This is a genomic window from Flavobacterium sp. 38 (genome assembly GCF_057799715.1).
In genome coordinates this window covers 388,935-405,655 of sequence record NZ_JBYNWZ010000004.1, presented here as the reverse complement: position 1 = coordinate 405,655, position 16,721 = coordinate 388,935, and the positions used below count along the sequence as shown (strand labels likewise).

The 16,721-nt window shown below is 33.0% G+C and carries 13 protein-coding genes; 6 read left to right on the top strand and 7 right to left on the bottom strand.

The window, feature by feature from the left end:
* Positions 1 to 37: 37 nt before the first annotated feature.
* Both AC3E9W_RS13095 and AC3E9W_RS13090 read right to left on the bottom strand, forming a co-directional pair.
* The gene (locus tag AC3E9W_RS13095) at positions 38 to 2,503 is read right to left on the bottom strand and encodes a TonB-dependent receptor plug domain-containing protein (protein WP_488768702.1); all 2,466 of its coding nucleotides are present in this window, start codon (positions 2,501 to 2,503) and stop codon (positions 38 to 40) included.
* Positions 2,504 to 2,515: 12 nt separating this feature from the next.
* Entirely contained in the window at positions 2,516 to 4,198 is a 1,683-nt protein-coding gene (locus tag AC3E9W_RS13090; RefSeq protein WP_488768701.1) for a M23 family metallopeptidase, read from the bottom strand.
* Positions 4,199 to 4,380: 182 nt separating this feature from the next.
* Between AC3E9W_RS13090 and AC3E9W_RS13085 the strand changes: the two genes are divergently transcribed.
* The 3 genes from AC3E9W_RS13085 to rny all read left to right on the top strand — a co-directional run bounded on the left by AC3E9W_RS13085 (position 4,381) and on the right by rny (position 6,738).
* On the top strand, positions 4,381 to 4,671 hold the full coding sequence (locus AC3E9W_RS13085; RefSeq protein ID WP_008464802.1) for a hypothetical protein: 291 nt from the start codon (positions 4,381 to 4,383) through the stop codon (positions 4,669 to 4,671).
* A 4-nt stretch (positions 4,672 to 4,675) separates the two neighbouring features.
* Complete coding sequence (locus AC3E9W_RS13080) at positions 4,676 to 4,969, top strand: cell division protein ZapA (protein WP_008464801.1); 294 nt, start codon at positions 4,676 to 4,678, stop codon at positions 4,967 to 4,969.
* A 209-nt stretch (positions 4,970 to 5,178) separates the two neighbouring features.
* Positions 5,179 to 6,738 carry a ribonuclease Y gene (gene rny / locus AC3E9W_RS13075; protein ID WP_306159073.1) on the top strand — a complete coding sequence of 520 codons (1,560 nt, stop codon included), beginning with the start codon at positions 5,179 to 5,181 and terminating at the stop codon, positions 6,736 to 6,738.
* Positions 6,739 to 6,906: 168 nt separating this feature from the next.
* On the opposite strand, the gene AC3E9W_RS13070 is transcribed toward rny, so the two are convergent.
* The 5 genes from AC3E9W_RS13070 to AC3E9W_RS13050 all read right to left on the bottom strand — a co-directional run bounded on the left by AC3E9W_RS13070 (position 6,907) and on the right by AC3E9W_RS13050 (position 12,690).
* Complete coding sequence (locus tag AC3E9W_RS13070; RefSeq protein WP_488768700.1) at positions 6,907 to 8,427, bottom strand: PAS domain-containing sensor histidine kinase; 1,521 nt, start codon at positions 8,425 to 8,427, stop codon at positions 6,907 to 6,909.
* A gap of 150 nt (positions 8,428 to 8,577) precedes the next feature.
* Positions 8,578 to 9,474 (bottom strand): site-specific tyrosine recombinase XerD, encoded by an 897-nt coding sequence (xerD, locus tag AC3E9W_RS13065; RefSeq protein ID WP_306159077.1) that lies wholly within the window; start codon positions 9,472 to 9,474, stop codon positions 8,578 to 8,580.
* Between the two features lie 80 nt (positions 9,475 to 9,554).
* Positions 9,555 to 11,096, bottom strand: a complete 1,542-nt coding sequence (locus tag AC3E9W_RS13060) for a hypothetical protein (RefSeq protein WP_488768699.1) — start codon at positions 11,094 to 11,096, stop codon at positions 9,555 to 9,557.
* A gap of 193 nt (positions 11,097 to 11,289) precedes the next feature.
* The gene (locus tag AC3E9W_RS13055) at positions 11,290 to 11,868 is read right to left on the bottom strand and encodes a porin family protein (RefSeq protein WP_488768698.1); all 579 of its coding nucleotides are present in this window, start codon (positions 11,866 to 11,868) and stop codon (positions 11,290 to 11,292) included.
* Positions 11,869 to 12,066: 198 nt separating this feature from the next.
* Positions 12,067 to 12,690: a porin family protein gene (locus tag AC3E9W_RS13050; RefSeq protein ID WP_488768697.1), complete on the bottom strand. Its 624-nt coding sequence runs from the start codon at positions 12,688 to 12,690 to the stop codon at positions 12,067 to 12,069.
* Between the two features lie 288 nt (positions 12,691 to 12,978).
* On the opposite strand from AC3E9W_RS13050, the gene AC3E9W_RS13045 reads away from it, so the two are divergent.
* From AC3E9W_RS13045 to AC3E9W_RS13035, 3 genes are all read left to right on the top strand, one after another.
* On the top strand, positions 12,979 to 13,539 hold the full coding sequence (locus tag AC3E9W_RS13045) for a porin family protein (protein WP_306159083.1): 561 nt from the start codon (positions 12,979 to 12,981) through the stop codon (positions 13,537 to 13,539).
* A gap of 108 nt (positions 13,540 to 13,647) precedes the next feature.
* Positions 13,648 to 14,061, top strand: a complete 414-nt coding sequence (gene aroQ / locus AC3E9W_RS13040) for a type II 3-dehydroquinate dehydratase (protein WP_198858214.1) — start codon at positions 13,648 to 13,650, stop codon at positions 14,059 to 14,061.
* 113 nt (positions 14,062 to 14,174) lie between these two features.
* The gene (locus AC3E9W_RS13035) at positions 14,175 to 16,664 is read left to right on the top strand and encodes a DUF5686 and carboxypeptidase regulatory-like domain-containing protein (protein ID WP_488768696.1); all 2,490 of its coding nucleotides are present in this window, start codon (positions 14,175 to 14,177) and stop codon (positions 16,662 to 16,664) included.
* Positions 16,665 to 16,721 lie beyond the last annotated feature (57 nt).

Here is a 16,721-nt window from a genome sequence, read left to right as displayed (position 1 = left end):
AAAAGTAAGATTATTCCTTATTTTGTAATTACATTTCTCATAACCTCGCATTTAACTTAACGTTAAAAACCCTCGAAGTCATATAATTTGGAATTGCATATTGATTTTTTGAATACACATCGCGAACCCAAGTATTTGTAATCTCGTTTTGATTATTGAAGAGATTAAAAATTTCTAGTCCGAGAGACAGCTCTTTAAAGTTTTTCAGCCAACCTTTTTTGGTATTCTGCGTACTGCTGTCTACAAAAACTTTTGCAAAACCAATATCGGCTCTTCGGTAATCATTCAATCTATTTTGATACAAATACGGATCTGTATAAGCTGGCGCACCTCCAGGCAATCCCGTATTATAAACCAAATTCAAATATACTTTTACACTTGGAATATTAGGCATATAATCCTGAAATAGCATTGCAAATTTTAAACGCTGATCTGTCGGACGAGCGATATAACCTTTGTTTTCATAATTCTCTTCGGTTTTCATATAGCCAAAACTTACCCAAGATTCTGTTCCAGGCACAAATTCGCCATTTAATCTAAAATCTAAACCTTGAGCGTATGCCTTGGCATCGTTATTCGCCACATAACGAATTCGGACATTATCAATCGAATATACATTTACATCTGAAAGTGATTTATAATACAATTCCGTTACCCATTTAAAAGGACGATTCCACATTTTAAAATTATAATCGTTACCCAAAACGACATGAACCGCTTCCTGCGCTTTCACATTCGGATTCACCACTCCATCCAGATCACGCAATTCCCTATAAAATGGTGGCTGATGATACAACCCTCCAGAAATTCTGAAAACCATATCGCGATCCCAATCTGGTTTTATGGCAAATTGCGCACGCGGACTTACCACAAACTGAGTTTTTCCTTCTTCTAAAGCGCCTTCAACATTCCATCCTTGGAAACGCGCTCCCAAATGATACCAAATCTGACTTGATCCTAACTCCGATTGTTTGTTCCATTGCGCATAACCCGAAAAACGGTTTACAGTATTAAAATTCGTCGCTCGTATATTCTTATAAGGTAAAAGCGGACCCGCATAAGGCGTGTAAGGCTGATTGTTTTCTGGCAGAATTGCTACAGGTGGATTTATAGAAAACCCTGCAGAATCGATTACTTCCCACTCTACTACTCGATCTCGAATAGATTCTCTGGTATATTTTACTCCAAATTCCAATTGGCTTTCTTTCCAATTTTTAATTCCTTTCAATTCGATGTTCGCAATCAAAGCATCCAAATCGTTTCGGGCATGATTGAGTTGAGAACCGATTCCGCGTGTAAAATCTACTCCAGAAGCATTTTCTGGATCTTCAGCATTTACACTTCCTAAACGATATTGAGCCAAAATATCAAAATGCTCTTTTTCTGTCGTATGAAATAAAGATCCAATTAATTTTAAAGTAAGCGTAGGCGAAGCTTTATAAGTCGTTTTTAAAGCTCCGAAATACGTATCGTACTGATCTTTTTCTTGTCCGTCATAATAAACCGCAAGTGCCATTGGCTGGTCTGCTGTTCCAAAATTAGTTTGGCGTACCAAAGGCTCGTACGAATATTTATTTTGAGAAATATTTCCTAAAAAGCTCATTTGCCATTTTTCAGAAATATCATAATTTACATTGGTTTGAATATCGGCGAAAGTGGGTTTGTAATTGGTATCTGTATCTTGGCTATTTACCAAAAGGCTATTATTTCTATAGCGAACTCCAGTTACAGCAGACCATTTTTTATTTTTAGAAACCAAATCGACAGCCGCACTTCCTCCTAAAAAACTGGCTTCAAAAGCTGCACCAAATTGAGTAGGCTTGCGATACGTAATATCTAAAACAGAAGACAATTTATCTCCAAATTTAGCTTGAAATCCACCTGCTGAAAATTCAACATTTTGCACCAAATCTGTATTGGTAAAACTAAGCCCTTCCTGCTGTCCTGAACGAATTAAAAACGGACGATACACTTCTACTTCATTTACATAAACCAGGTTTTCGTCGTAATTTCCGCCGCGAACCATGTATTGCGTGCTCAATTCGTTATTTGAATTAACCCCAGGAAGTGTTTTCAGAATATTTTCGATTCCCGCATTGGCGCCTGGAATTTTCTTTATGGTTTCAGTATCAACTGATGTAATTCCCTGAACTCGTTTTCTATTTCCAGAGGAAACAAATACTTCGCCCATTTGTTCTTCAGAATTATTCATGATCGGATTAAAAACAAAAACTTCATTTGTTTTTAAACTAACCGTCAGACTCATCATTTTTAAGGAAACGTGAGTAAAGATCAAAGAAACTTTTTTGTTTGACGGAATTACAATTTCATAAAACCCATTTGCATCAGATTGCACAGCAATATCCTGCGAAGAAACATTTACACCAGAAACAGGATGTTTTTCTGTATCTAAAATCAGCCCTTTAATACGAGCGTTTTGAGCTAATGCAATACAGCTAAAAAAGAGAAAAAGAAAAGCGAATGTAAACCTGTTGTTACTCAAAGATTTTGGATTTTATTTTTTTTGACTTCTAAGAAAACGTGTTTCAAAGATAGTAGTATTTCCTACATTATCAACTACCTCGATTTTTAAAACGTTTTCTCCATCTGCCAAATATTGCTCATCAAAAGTATGCGTAATTCTTCTAGCTTTATTTTCGTATTCAAACAATACCCAAGTTCCATTTAAATAACCATTATAAGATTTTATTCCCGACAAAGAATCACTTATCGTAAAATCAATTTTCTTTTGATCGCTAATCCATTTTCCTTCAACAGGTTTGGCAATTTTAATAACCGGCGGAATTGTATCCAGAACCAAACCGTATGCACCCAAGACTTTTGCTTTGGCAGTAAAAACGTCGTCTTTTCTAATGGTTCCGTTAAAACTTGTTCCTTTACCTATGTATAGTTTATCTCTCAAAGATTCTGGATAAGAGGCATCTTTTATCGTAATCGTAAAATTTGAATGCGCTGGAACCGTGTCATCGTGAATATAAACTTTGTTATTTCTCACATCAAAATTCATATTAAAATCTTCGTAAAATGTACCTGCGGGGAAGAAAACAGACATATTATCTTTCTCGAAAATTGCATCCTTGTCATATTTCACAAAGTATTTAGAAATTATAGGTTCAGCCTCAACAAGTGGAGTTGCTGTATCGTATTCAATAGGAACCGTAACCGTTCTTTGGTTCCCAAAATAATCGGAAACCTCAATTCTGTAATTTGATTCCAAATTGGCTTCTGCCGTAATTACACCTTTAAGTGCATCTGTATTAATAATGCTTAAAGCAAAAGGCGTTTTCATAAAAAGTTTCTGCACACGCTGTCCGCTTTTTTTATATCGCTGATAATCGATAAAAGCATTGATATAGCGCATTTCGTCAAAAGAATACGTATCAAACTGATAGTTATAATTCGGATTTCCGTTTAAAAAAGTCGAAACATTAAAAACCCCATTTTTATTATAAGAAACATCATCAGTATCAATGGCATTGATTCCGAAACCAATTTTACCATTAGCTTTAACTTTAGAAGCCAGATAATTTCCATCTTTTTGAAGCGTCATATTAACCAGCAAAGGCTGTTTTGACTGATTTACCGTTGCATTATCTAGCGGATAAACATACAAACTAGACAAAGTAGGCTTTTTAGTATCTTTTATATTTTGGTCAAAGCCAAAGAAAATCGGATTGATTACAAATTCTGTTTTTGTATCTCTAATTTCAAAATGAAGATGCGGTCCTTCAGAAGAACCTGTATTTCCAGAAAGACCAATTATATCTCCTTTTGCAACAGGAAGTTCATCTGGTTTTGGAAACATTTCGATTTCATACGCCTTTTCTTTGTAATGCGTATTCTTTACATAGTCAAGAATTGCTCCAGTTGGCGTTTGCAAATGCCCATAAACAGAAGTATATCCGTTTGGATGTGTTATATAAATACATTTTCCGTTTCCAAAAGTCGAAATTTTGATTCTAGAAACGTAACCATCAGCAATGGCATGCACAGTCAAACCTTCTCTTTGATTGGTTTTCAAATCAAAACCAGCATGAAAATGATTAGGTCTTAACTCCCCAAAATTACCAGAAAGTTGCATTGGAATATCAAGCGGAGGACGGAAATAGTCCTTAGGATATTGCGTTTGAGCAAATATAGAATTACAAATCAAAAGGGCAAGTACAGGAAATCTCATAAGCAACATTTTTGCTAAGATAGCGAAAAATCAACCAATAAAAGCAAGAAAAAGACCACAAAAAATACAATTAACTGAAATTCATTAATTTGATTAATTTTAACGCAAAAAAATCGAGAAAAAATTGCATTAATAAAAAGGAATACTAACTTTGTATGATTAAGTAATGAATAGGATGTATAATGAGTGTAATTGCAGAAATAATTGATACTCTTGAATATAAAGTCGAAAAGCTTTTTGAAAAATCAAAAGCTTTCGAACAAAACAATCAAGTATTACGATTAGAACTAGCCAAAGCTGCGCAAATTATCCAGAAACAATCTGAGGAAATGGAAGCTTTGAAGAAGCAAAATGAAACACTTAAGATAGCCAATTCGTTGCTTGGCAGCGACAATAACAAGAGAGAGACAAAGCTTAAAATAAATTCATTAATTCGCGAAATTGATTACTGTATAGCGCAACTATCAGATTAACAGTATGGACGGAAAGCTTAGAATTAAAATATCAATTGCAGACCGCGTTTACCCACTTACGGTTGAACCCGCTCAGGAAGAAGGACTTAGAAGTGCTTCTAAAAAAATTGATGCTATGATAAAGCAGTTCGAAGAAAATTACGCGGTTCGTGACAAACAAGACGTTCTAGCCATGTGTGCACTACAATTTGCATCGCAAGTAGAACAAAAACAGATTGATAATGCAATCGACGGAGAAGAAACCATCGAAAGAATTAAAAGATTAAACACGCTTTTAGATCAATATCTCGAAAATTAAACGTTCTTTACAGAAACTAAGATACTGCCTACATTAGTTCACAATTGGTAAACTCAACACTAACAATTTAGAATGAGCAAATCGTCGCTACTATAGTATGCCCTCCTTTTGGCTGGGAAACTTGAACAGTGAGTTAGCTCAAAACTTGTCTTTACGAGTTTATACAAGCAATTAATGTAGGCTTTTTTTATATATAAACCCTAACAAACATGGACATCATAACGATCATTATTGGTATTGTAGGTATTGCAGCAGGATTTGCAATAGCTAAAATTATCGAGAAAAGTAATATTTCAAACCTAATCAAAAACGCTAAAAAAGAGGCCGCTTCAATCTTAAAAGACGCTAATTTGGAAGCAGAAAACATTAAAAAAGATAAAATCCTTCAAGCAAAAGAGCGTTTTATCGAATTAAAATCAGAACACGAACAAGTTATTTTAGCACGCGATAAAAAAGTGGCTGAAGTAGAAAAACGTGTACGTGATAAAGAATCTCAAGTTTCTAATGAACTTTCTAAAGCTAAAAAAGTAAATGACGAATTTGAAGCTAAAACAGCTGAATTCAATAATAAAATTGAAGTTTTAGACAAAAAACAAGCTGAAGTTGACAAACTTCACAAAAGTCAATTACAGCAATTAGAAGTAATTTCTGGTCTTTCTGCTGAAGAAGCAAAAGAACAATTGGTTGAAGGTTTAAAAGCTGAAGCTAAAACAAAAGCAATGTCTCACATTCAGGAAACTATTGAAGAGGCTAAGCTTACAGCACAGCAAGAAGCTAAAAAAATCATCATCAACACTATTCAAAGAGTTGGAACGGAAGAAGCGGTTGAAAACTGTGTATCTGTTTTTAATATTGAATCTGACGATGTAAAAGGTAGAATTATCGGTCGTGAAGGTCGTAATATTAGAGCTCTTGAAGCGGCTACTGGAGTTGAAATCATTGTTGATGATACGCCAGAGGCAATTATTCTTTCTTGTTTTGATCCTGTTCGTAGAGAGATTGCCCGTTTATCTTTACACAAATTAGTAACTGACGGACGTATTCACCCTGCAAGAATTGAAGAAGTTGTTGCTAAAACAGCTAAACAAATTGATGACGAAATTATCGAGGTTGGAAAACGCACAGTAATCGACTTAGGAATTCATGGTTTACACCCAGAATTAATTAAAGTTGTGGGTAGAATGAAATACCGTTCTTCATACGGACAAAACTTATTACAGCACTCGAGAGAGGTTTCTAAACTTTGCGGTATTATGGCAGCAGAATTAGGACTAAACGTGAAATTGGCAAAAAGAGCTGGTTTATTACACGATATCGGAAAAGTGCCTGATACAGAAAGTGATTTACCTCACGCACTATTAGGTATGCAGTGGGCTGAGAAATACGGTGAAAAAGAGGAGGTTTGCAACGCTATTGGAGCACACCACGACGAGATTGAAATGAAATCTTTACTTTCTCCAATTATTCAGGTTTGTGATGCTATTTCTGGAGCAAGACCAGGAGCAAGACGCCAGGTTTTAGATTCTTACATTCAGCGTCTGAAAGATCTTGAAGATGTAGCTTACGGATTCAGCGGTGTGAAAAATGCGTATGCAATTCAAGCTGGTAGAGAACTTCGTGTAATTGTAGAAAGCGAAAAAGTTTCTGATGATAACGCAGCAAACTTATCTTTCGAAATTTCACAAAAAATTCAAACAGAAATGACTTATCCTGGACAGGTAAAAGTTACAGTTATTAGAGAAACTAGGGCTGTAAACATTGCTAAATAATCCCAAGTAATATAAAATATAAAAAAAAACAAAAGGCTGTCAATTGACAGCCTTTTGTTTTTTTTTATATTTTATAATCTATTCTCTTTACTCTATTCTCTTTACTCTATTTTCTTTATTCTATTTTCTATTCTCTAAAACATTCTTCATCAAAAGAAGTCCCAAAATCTACATATCATTAAAAACGATTTTAAAGCTTGTCCCTACTCCTACTTCACTTTCCACTTCCACAGTTCCTTTCATCGCTTCAATTTGATTTCTTGTAATATACAATCCAATTCCGCGGGCCTCTTCATGCTTATGAAAAGTTTTATACATTCCGAACAATAAATCGCCATAAACTTTCAAATCGATTCCTAGGCCATTATCTGTAATCTTAAGCGATTTAAAACCTTCAGGCTCTATTGCAAAATCAAAAGTAATTACCGGATCTCGATCTGGATGCGCATATTTAATCGCATTTGTTGTAAAATTCAACAAAACACTTTCCATATAGGCTGGATTAAAATTAATCGTTAAATACTTCGGAACGTTGTTTATAATCGTTACGTTGCGCTGTTTATCATACCCTTTAATTGTCGAAATTGTCTTTTCGACATACTCACAAAGTTTTAACGGCACTACCGCAATATTAATATTACTCTGCGTTTTTACAATTTGAGTAAGATTTGAAATCGTTTCATTCAAATCATTAGAAACCGTACGCAAATGTTCCAGCATTTCTGCTACGGTCTGTTTATTTACATCGGCATCAATAAAGTCTAAAATCGATTTTATATTCCCAGCTTGTGTATTTAAATTATGCGAAACAATATGCGAAAAGTTCAACAATCGGCTATTTTGATCGCTGTATAATTTCATCGTTTTTATAAGTTCCAGCTCTTTTTCTTTTTGAGCAGAAACATCGGTATGAGTTCCAATTACACGCAAAGGCTTTCCGTTTTCATCCCGTTTAATCACTTTTCCACGGTCTAAAATCCACTTATAATTACCGCTGGAAGTCATTACACGATGGTAATTTTCGTAAAACGGAATCTTGTTATCAAAATGCTCATGAATATCAGAGTAATATTTTGGAAGATCGTCTGGATGCACGATTTTATCCCAACGCTCTGGATCATCAAAAACGTCGGTAGATTCTAATTCTAAAATTTTAAGAGACAAGGAGGAATAAAAAACCCTGTTGGTAACCATGTCCCAATCCCAGATTCCTACCGTAGAAGCATCAAGAGCAAACTGAAATCGTTCTTCTGAAATTCTAAGCTTTTCTTCTTTATCTTTTAATTCGGTAATATCCGAAACATGACCGTAAAAAATTACATTTCCATTTGCTGAAGATTCTGTTTTGGAAGAAATCTTAAACCAGCGGATTCCTTTTTTAGGAAGCATGGCTCTGAACTCAATTTCCCACGGCTTTTTTTCTTTTCTAGCCGCAACTAACGATTGAAAAAAATGATCGCGATCTTGAGGTAAAATTCGATCGTAGATTATATACTTTATATCATTTTTAAAATCGGCTGCAGAAAGTTCAAATATTTCGTCTGCCGATTTACTGACAAGGGGAAAAGTGTAATTATTATCGGAATCAATAACAAATTGAAAAAGCAGGTCGGGCATTTCGGCCAACAATTTTTTGTAAAAATTATTTAGCTCTAAGCAATCGTCATTTCCATATAAATCAAAAACCATATACTACTTCTTTATGTAAATAAGATATTCAGAACTTACTCGGAAAAAGCAAACAAACCAACTCGTTTTAATGCTTTTTATTCCTATTAAATTAAAATTTTAACACAATATATAAATTTTCAAAACAAAAACACACAATACTGCAAAAAATCATTTCCTAGGATGAAAACTATGCATTACTTCTTTTAAAAAACTGCGATCTAAATGCACATAAATTTCTGTTGTCGTGATAGATTCGTGGCCAAGCATTAATTGAATAGATCTCAAATCTGCTCCATTTTCTAATAGATGAGTTGCAAAAGAATGGCGTAAGGTATGCGGACTTATACTTTTCTTCAGCCCCATTTTTTGCGCAAGATCTTTGATAATGGTAAAAACCATGGCGCGAGTTAGCTGATTTCCTCTTCTGTTTAAAAATAAAGTATCTTCTGCTCCTTTTTTAATCGTGAGATTACACCGCACCGCATTTCTATAAATATCAATATATTTTTGAGTTAATGGCCCAATCGGAACAAATCTTTCCTTGTTTCCTTTACCCGTAATTTTAATAAAACCTTCATCAAAAAAAAGATCTGAAATTTTTAGCGAAATCAATTCAGAAACACGCAATCCGCAGCCGTATAAAGTTTCTAGCATCGCTCTGTTTCTCTCGCCTTCATTGGTGCTTAAGTCGATTGTTTCTATTAAAGCATCGATTTCCTGAAGCGATAAAGTATCGGGTAATTTACGACCTGTTTTTGGAGCTTCTATTAATTCTAAAGGATTATCGTTTCTATAATCTTCGAAAACCAGATAATTGAAAAAACTTTTAAGTCCAGAAATAATCCTTGCCTGCGACCTTGGATTTACTTCTTTAGCAACAGTATAAATAAATTGCTGCAACGTTTCGTCGGAAATTTTTATAGGCGAAACATCAATCTTGTTGGTTTCTAAAAAAAGACACAAACGCTCAATATCAAAGCCGTAGTTTTCGATCGTATTTTTAGACAAACCCCTCTCAATCCTTAAGTACGACTGATAATCTTTAATATATCTGCTCCAATTCATATTTACAAAGTAAATGATTTTTTGGCATAAAAAAACCTTCCCGTTGAAGGAAGGTTTTATAAAATATTTTAAAATTTGAATTATTGAACACGCATAGGCTCAACAGTAATAGAATACAGACCAGAACTATACTCCCTAGTTGTAACTGTATTAGGCTGTCTACTGATAACAACATTATCTGCAAAGTTCACAATAACATCTCCAAGAAGGTCATTACCTTGAGTAAAAGTTCTTTGAACCGTACTTGTTGTATTAATTTTTTGACTTGTCCCGTATTTAAGTCCAATCTTAACGTATTCTTGATAACCCCCACTAACTTCTACTCCAAAATTAGAAGCAAATTCAACAGCTCTGGATTCTGTTAAGACAGTCGTTTCAGTTAAATCAATTTCTTCAATATCAATTTTAATTGTCGAAGCATACTGATCTAAGTCCCAACCAAAAATTGGAATATTTAAATCCATCGATTTCAAACCATTAATTCTTCTTTCAAACATCCAAAATGAAGTGTTTACATAAGTAAAATCAAATAAATCAGAAACTTTTGCATTAAAATACTTTATGATTTCTGATCCAACTCCATTCTTTCCATTCACTATTACTCTAATTTTAAATTCAAAATTTCCTCCAGTCCAAGATGCAATTTTTTCTGGCATTGCCCCTGGAGGAGAAAAAGCTCCAAGTGGTAATTGAGGATCATTCGTTTGATCACTAATTTTATTAAAAGCGGCTACTGGATCTCCTTGCAAAGAAAAAGTTTTTATTGACTCTTGAAAATTATACTTAAATGGTCCTTTAGGAGTGTTTGGCGTTATGCCATAATATATATAATCTCTTTGCCAGCCATCGACATTTAAAGCAGTATAAGTATTATAAGCTGTGATTAAAACTGGATCAAAATACATAATGGGAACAATACGAGCGGTCTTGCTCTCTATTTTTTTTGAACCATCAAAACAATCATCCAGGAACTTATAGTCCTTCCCATTTATATTAGCAATTGACAATGCCTTGGCATCCTTTCGATTGGAGGTATTATCTACCACTATTCGTTCATTGTCTTTTAAAACTACAACAGGAAAAGAAGGAATATACTGAGCCTTAATAATTTCCTCCGAACCATCTAAATTGATGATCGGAACATCATTACTTGTATTAACACTAATTGCAACCTTTGGTATTTGATTTTGTGTATCCCATAACTTAGCAGAAAAAGAATTTGCAGGTAATTCTGGCACAAAAATCGTCAAAGTAGGATTATTTAATTCAATTTGATTTAACAACTCCTCACTACCTAAATTTTGAAGAATACTTTGTCTCAAGGTTAAATTATTCTCTAATTTTTCATCCTTGATCATTTGATACAAAACTTCATAATCATTATCAAACATTTTTAGCGACTCATTTTTAATTAAATCCCTTAATGCTTTACTTTCTTTTAGTGATTTTACTAAAGCCTTGCCAAACTCTCTTTTCAGATTGGAATTTGAATCATATAATTTATCAACTTTTAATTTTGATTCGTAATTTACTTGAGTAAGTTCAGAATCATCCTTATTATCACAGTTTATAAAAAACAAACAAAATGTGGTACTTAAAAAAATTGTAAAATAATTTCTCATAAAAATATTAAATTTGTTAATAAAATACAATTATAATATATTTTTTACAAAATAAAAAATTTACATGTATATTTTCTTTCAAAATAAAATTTAGAAATTATATATATATATTTTTAAAGCCCATTTATTAAAATTTTAAAACAAAAAACCTCCCTAAGAAAGGAAGGTTTTTATAATATTTACAAATTCAGATTTAGAATTTATAACCTACAGTTATAGCAAAAACGCTGTTTTTCGGACTATCATAATACTCATCCCAAGTATCTGCATCGTTATCTGTGATATTAGATAAACCAACAGTATAACGAGCATTCACTGAAAAATTATCTGTAAAGTTATATCCAAGTCCAAAATTAAATCCTGTATCTACAGATTTAAAACCGTCTTTAACATCTTCTCCTTCGCTTTTTGCAGAAACTAAAAATCCTAATTGTGGTCCAGCCTCAGCAGTAAATTGTTTTGTTATGTAGAACTTTGCTAAAACAGGAACATTAATATAGTTTAATTTAGTATCGAAATCATTGTTCCCAGCTAATTCAATTTTAGCACCTTGAGTAGAAAACAAAAGTTCTGGCTGAATAGATAATCTCTCTATAACTTTAATCTCAGCAAAACCTCCAACTTGAAAACCTACTAAAGAGTTAGCATCCCAATAATCTCCACCTGCAAAAGTAGTGATATTTAAACCTCCTTTTATTCCAAATCTTGTTTCTTGAGCATTCGAAAATGCAAAAGCCATAATTGCAATGGCAGATAAAATTATTTTTTTCATTCTAATTTGTTTTGGGTTAAATTAATAGATCAAATATAAAAATATTCTTCATAAATGCATATTAGGAATTTAACAAATAAAATAGTATTTATAGCTATAATTGTTAATTTTTGATTAAGTCAGTTTTAAAATAGAATTTTCACAATAAAAAAACCTCTTCATTTTAGTAAAGAGGCTTATATAAATTGATTGCTTTAACTAAAACTTATATCCCACTGATAAAGAGAAAACATTATTATGCAATTTAAAATCTTCTCCTGCCACTTGTTTTGCGATATTAGACAATCCGATACCATATCTCACTCCAGCAGAAATATTTTCTGCAAAATTGTATCCGCAACCAAGATTTAATGTAAAATCAGTAGATTGGAATATCTCCTTAGCATTCTCTTTGAACTCTCCTTGGTAGCCATCTATCTTAACAACGCCTTTTGCAGACGTTAAAAACCCTATTTGCGGACCAGCCTCAATACTGAATTTCTCTGCAACGTAATATTTCAACATTACTGGGATATTTATATATGATAAATTAAAAGTTGTATGTGTATTAACAAAACTATCTTCAACTTCCATTCCTACATTTTCAATTTTTGCCCCTTGCAAAGAGTATAAAATCTCTGGCTGTACTGCAAATTTATCTGCCAATTTAATTTCTGCAAAACCACCAGCATTGAATCCTATTTTTGATTTCACATCTGCTCCATCAGTATCCCCACTTAAATTCGAAATAGCCAAACTTCCCTTAACTCCAAATTTAACTTCCTGAGCATTTGCCCAACCGAAAGTTAATACTGCAACAGCAGCTAAAACAATTTTTTTCATAATTTTCAATATTATTTTGATTTTATATAAACAAAAATAAGATTGCGCCTACAAAATACACTCCAGCTTAAGTTAAAAAAACAATAGAATAAGGCAGAAAAAACCTCCTTAAATAGTATCTGATTCTCAGGGAAATAATAGCAATTCGCGACTTTTTTCAAGCTGTATTTTAAATTTCAGTGGGAATTTTATTAATTATTTAATCCAAAATATAATGCAATAAAACCCTAAATATGTAGTTTTGATCTATAAATAACATTTAAAATACCAATTTTTAAAAACCTTTTTATGAAAAAAATACTTTTAGTAGCTGTTATGTTCCTTGCAACATCAGCAGCAGTAAACGCACAATTTGTACAAATCGGGGTTAAGGCAGGGGTTAACTTTGCTAACCAAACAGGAGGTTCTGACTTTGAAGGAATTTCTGTTGACAAAGAAGGTATTACAAGCTACCACGCAGGTCTTGTAGCTGAACTTAAATTATTAGAAAAATTCTCAATTCAGCCAGAGCTTTTGTATACTACTCAAGGAGCAACGTATAAAAATGCTATTTCAGAATTTAAAAACGAAATGGGTTATATTGCTATTCCGGTAATGGCAAAAATCTACATGACTAAATCTCTTAGCTTAGAACTTGGTCCACAAGCATCATTCCTTGTTAGCAATAAAAAAGAATTTGATGCAGCAGATCCAAATACATTTGACTTCTCTCTTAATGCTGGTCTAGGATTAAAAGTAGTTGGAGGTCTTTTTGTTCAAGCTCGTTACGGAATTGGTCTAACTGAAATTTCAGAAGAAGCTGACTTTAAAAACTCTGTATTCCAACTTTCTGCTGGATACATGTTCTAAAAGAATATCACATACTTTTACAAAAACCGCTCTATTTATTAGTGCGGTTTTTTTATTTTTACGCTTACTTATAAAATGCCTTCGCATCACTATTAAATTTTTTATTTTATGAAAATCTGCATCATCAACGGACCTAATTTGAATCTTTTAGGAAAAAGAGAACCTGAAGTTTACGGTAGCCAAACTTTTGAAGATTATTTTGAAACGTTGAAACAAAAATTTCCAAACATTGAACTTTCGTATTACCAAAGCAATATTGAAGGCGAATTGATTGGCAAAATTCAGGAATGCGGTTTTACTTTTGACGGAATTATTTTGAATGCCGGTGCGTACACGCATACTTCAATTGGTTTAGGAGATGCTATGAAAGCGGTCACAACTCCCGTAATAGAAGTTCATATTTCTAATACTTACGCTAGAGAAAGTTTTAGGCACCAGTCTTATTTATCAGGAAATGCAAAAGGAGTAATCTTAGGTTTCGGACTAAAAAGTTACGAGCTGGCAATCCAATCATTTTTATAGGCCTTCGACTTTGCTCAGTCTGACCAAGTATCTTTTGTAGTTTCTGGAATTTAACAAATTATTAATAAGCTCAGATTTAACTTGTTATATTTTTGTAAGATAAGCCACACTACATGAGAAACATTACTTTATTTGCCTTTCTATTTTTTTCAATTACAGCTTTTTCTCAAATTAAAGGAACAATTACAGATGACAAAGGAAATCCGCTTCCGTTTGTATCCGTTTTTGAAGAGAATACGTATGCTGGAACTACTTCAAATGAACAAGGAAAATATCAGCTGAATGTAAAAGAAATTGGAAAGAACAAAATTACTTTTCAATATTTAGGTTTTAAAACTCAAAAAATAAGCGTTGCATCAGGAACAAAAATGGTTACTTTGGATGTTAAGCTTCAGGAAGAAAGTTTTGCATTGAATGAAGTTGTAATCGATCCTAAAAACAATCCGGCCAATGCAATTATAAGAAGCGCTATCGCAAACAAAAAGGAGAACTCAGATAAAACCGAAAGATACACCGTCGATTTTTATTCGAAAGGAATGTTTAAGGTTAAAGATCTTCCTAAAAAATTTCTGGGCAAAAAAGTAGAATTGGGCGAAGATATGTCTTCCAATTTAGATTCTACAGGAACTGGGATTTTATATTTATCTGAAACCATTTCTAAAGTTAGTTATGAGAAACCAAACAACTTTAAAGAAAACATTATTGCCTCCAAAGTTTCTGGAAACAACCGTGGTTACAGCTACAACACAGCCGCATTATCCAATTATGACTTTTACGACAATGCTTTAGATTTTGACGTCAAGCTGATTTCACCAATCGCAGACAATGCTTTCAATTATTACAAATATAAATTGGAAAGCACTTTTTATGACGATAACAATCAACAGATTAACAAAATTAAAGTAATTCCGAAACGTGATAAAGAGCCTGTTTTTGAAGGTTATATTTATATTGTAGACGACAGTTTTGCTATTTATGCCATTGATCTCGAAATTAAAGGCTACAGAATGAAAAATGAGTTTACAGAAATAATGAAATTAAAACAGAGTTTCAGCTACAACACAAAGAACAAAATCTGGTCAAAAAACGCACAGACACTTTCTTTTAATGCGGGCATTTTTGGTGTAAAATTCTCTGGAAATTTCAATTATGTTTATTCCAATTATGAATTTCCAGCCTCCTTTGAAAAGAAAACTTTTGGAAATGAACTTGTAGCTTTTGAACTCAACGCGAACAAAAAAGATGATGTTTTTTGGAATGAAATCCGTCCAATTCCGTTAACCCTTGAAGAAAGTACTGATTACGCGAAAAAAGACAGTTTGCAAACCATTCGAAAATCTAAAAAATACACCGATTCTATTGATGCCAAAAACAATAAATTTAAGGTTTGGGATATTTTAATGGGGTACGATTATAAAAACACGTATAAAAAATATTCTTTTGATTATAAAGGTTTGCTGAACATCGCTTCTTTGAGTTTTAATACCGTTCAGGGTTTTAATCTGGATTCTGGTTTTTCTTTTAAAAAATGGAATGAAGAGGAAGGAAAAAGTACTTCGATAAGCACCACTTTTAATTACGGATTTTCAGATGAGCGTTTTCGTGCTATTGGACAATTCAGCCATAGATTTAATACGATCAATTATGCCACAATTTGGGGTTCTGGAGGTGTAAAAACGGCTCAATTTAATAGTGCTGAACCGATTTCTAAATTTGTCAATTCTATAAGTTCTCTGTTCTTTAAAGACAATTATATGAAACTGTATAATTTGGAATTTGCTGAAATAAATTACGGTCAGGATATTGCAAACGGAATTAATCTTACTGGAAAAATAGGCTACGAACAACGCAAACCGCTTTTCAACACGACTGATTACTCCTTCTTTAAAAAAGATGATATTTATTCTTCAAATAATCCGTTGGCTCCAAATGATTTTATTACTCCTGCTTTTGACCAACATCATTTGTTTAAGGCTTTGGTAACAACGAGAATAAATTTTGGAAACAAATATATTTCACGCCCAGACGGACGATTTAATTTTAAAGATGATAAATATCCGACGATTTATTTAGCATTCGAAAAGGCATTCGCGGCAAGCGAAAAAAAATACGAATATGAAAGAATTGGCGCTTCTGTTCAATATGATTTATCGCTTGGAAATAAAGGTGTTTTGGGAACTAATTTTAGAGCTGGAAAATTCTTTAATGCTAAAAATATATCATTTGTCGATTACAGACATTTTAACGGAAACCAAACTCATATCGGAACAAGTGAACGTTATTTGAATGTTTTCAACATGATGCCATACTATTCAAACAGCACAAACGACAGTTATTTTGAAATGCACACCGAATACAATGACACGGGATTTATTATGAATAAAATTCCGTTATTGAATATTTTAAAATCAACAATGAATCTTGGTTTTCATGCCTTGGCACTTCCTGACAGGAATCCGTATACTGAATTTACAGTTGGTTTAGATAATCTTGGTTTCGGAAAATTCAAATTATTCAGAATCGATTATGTGCATTCTTACCAAAGCGGCATTCAGCAAAATGGTGTTGTGTTTGGATTAAAGATTTTGAATGTTCTAGATTAAGTGACAAAGAGACAAAGTTACAAAGTTACAAAGTTGCAAAGTTACAAAGATTGAAGT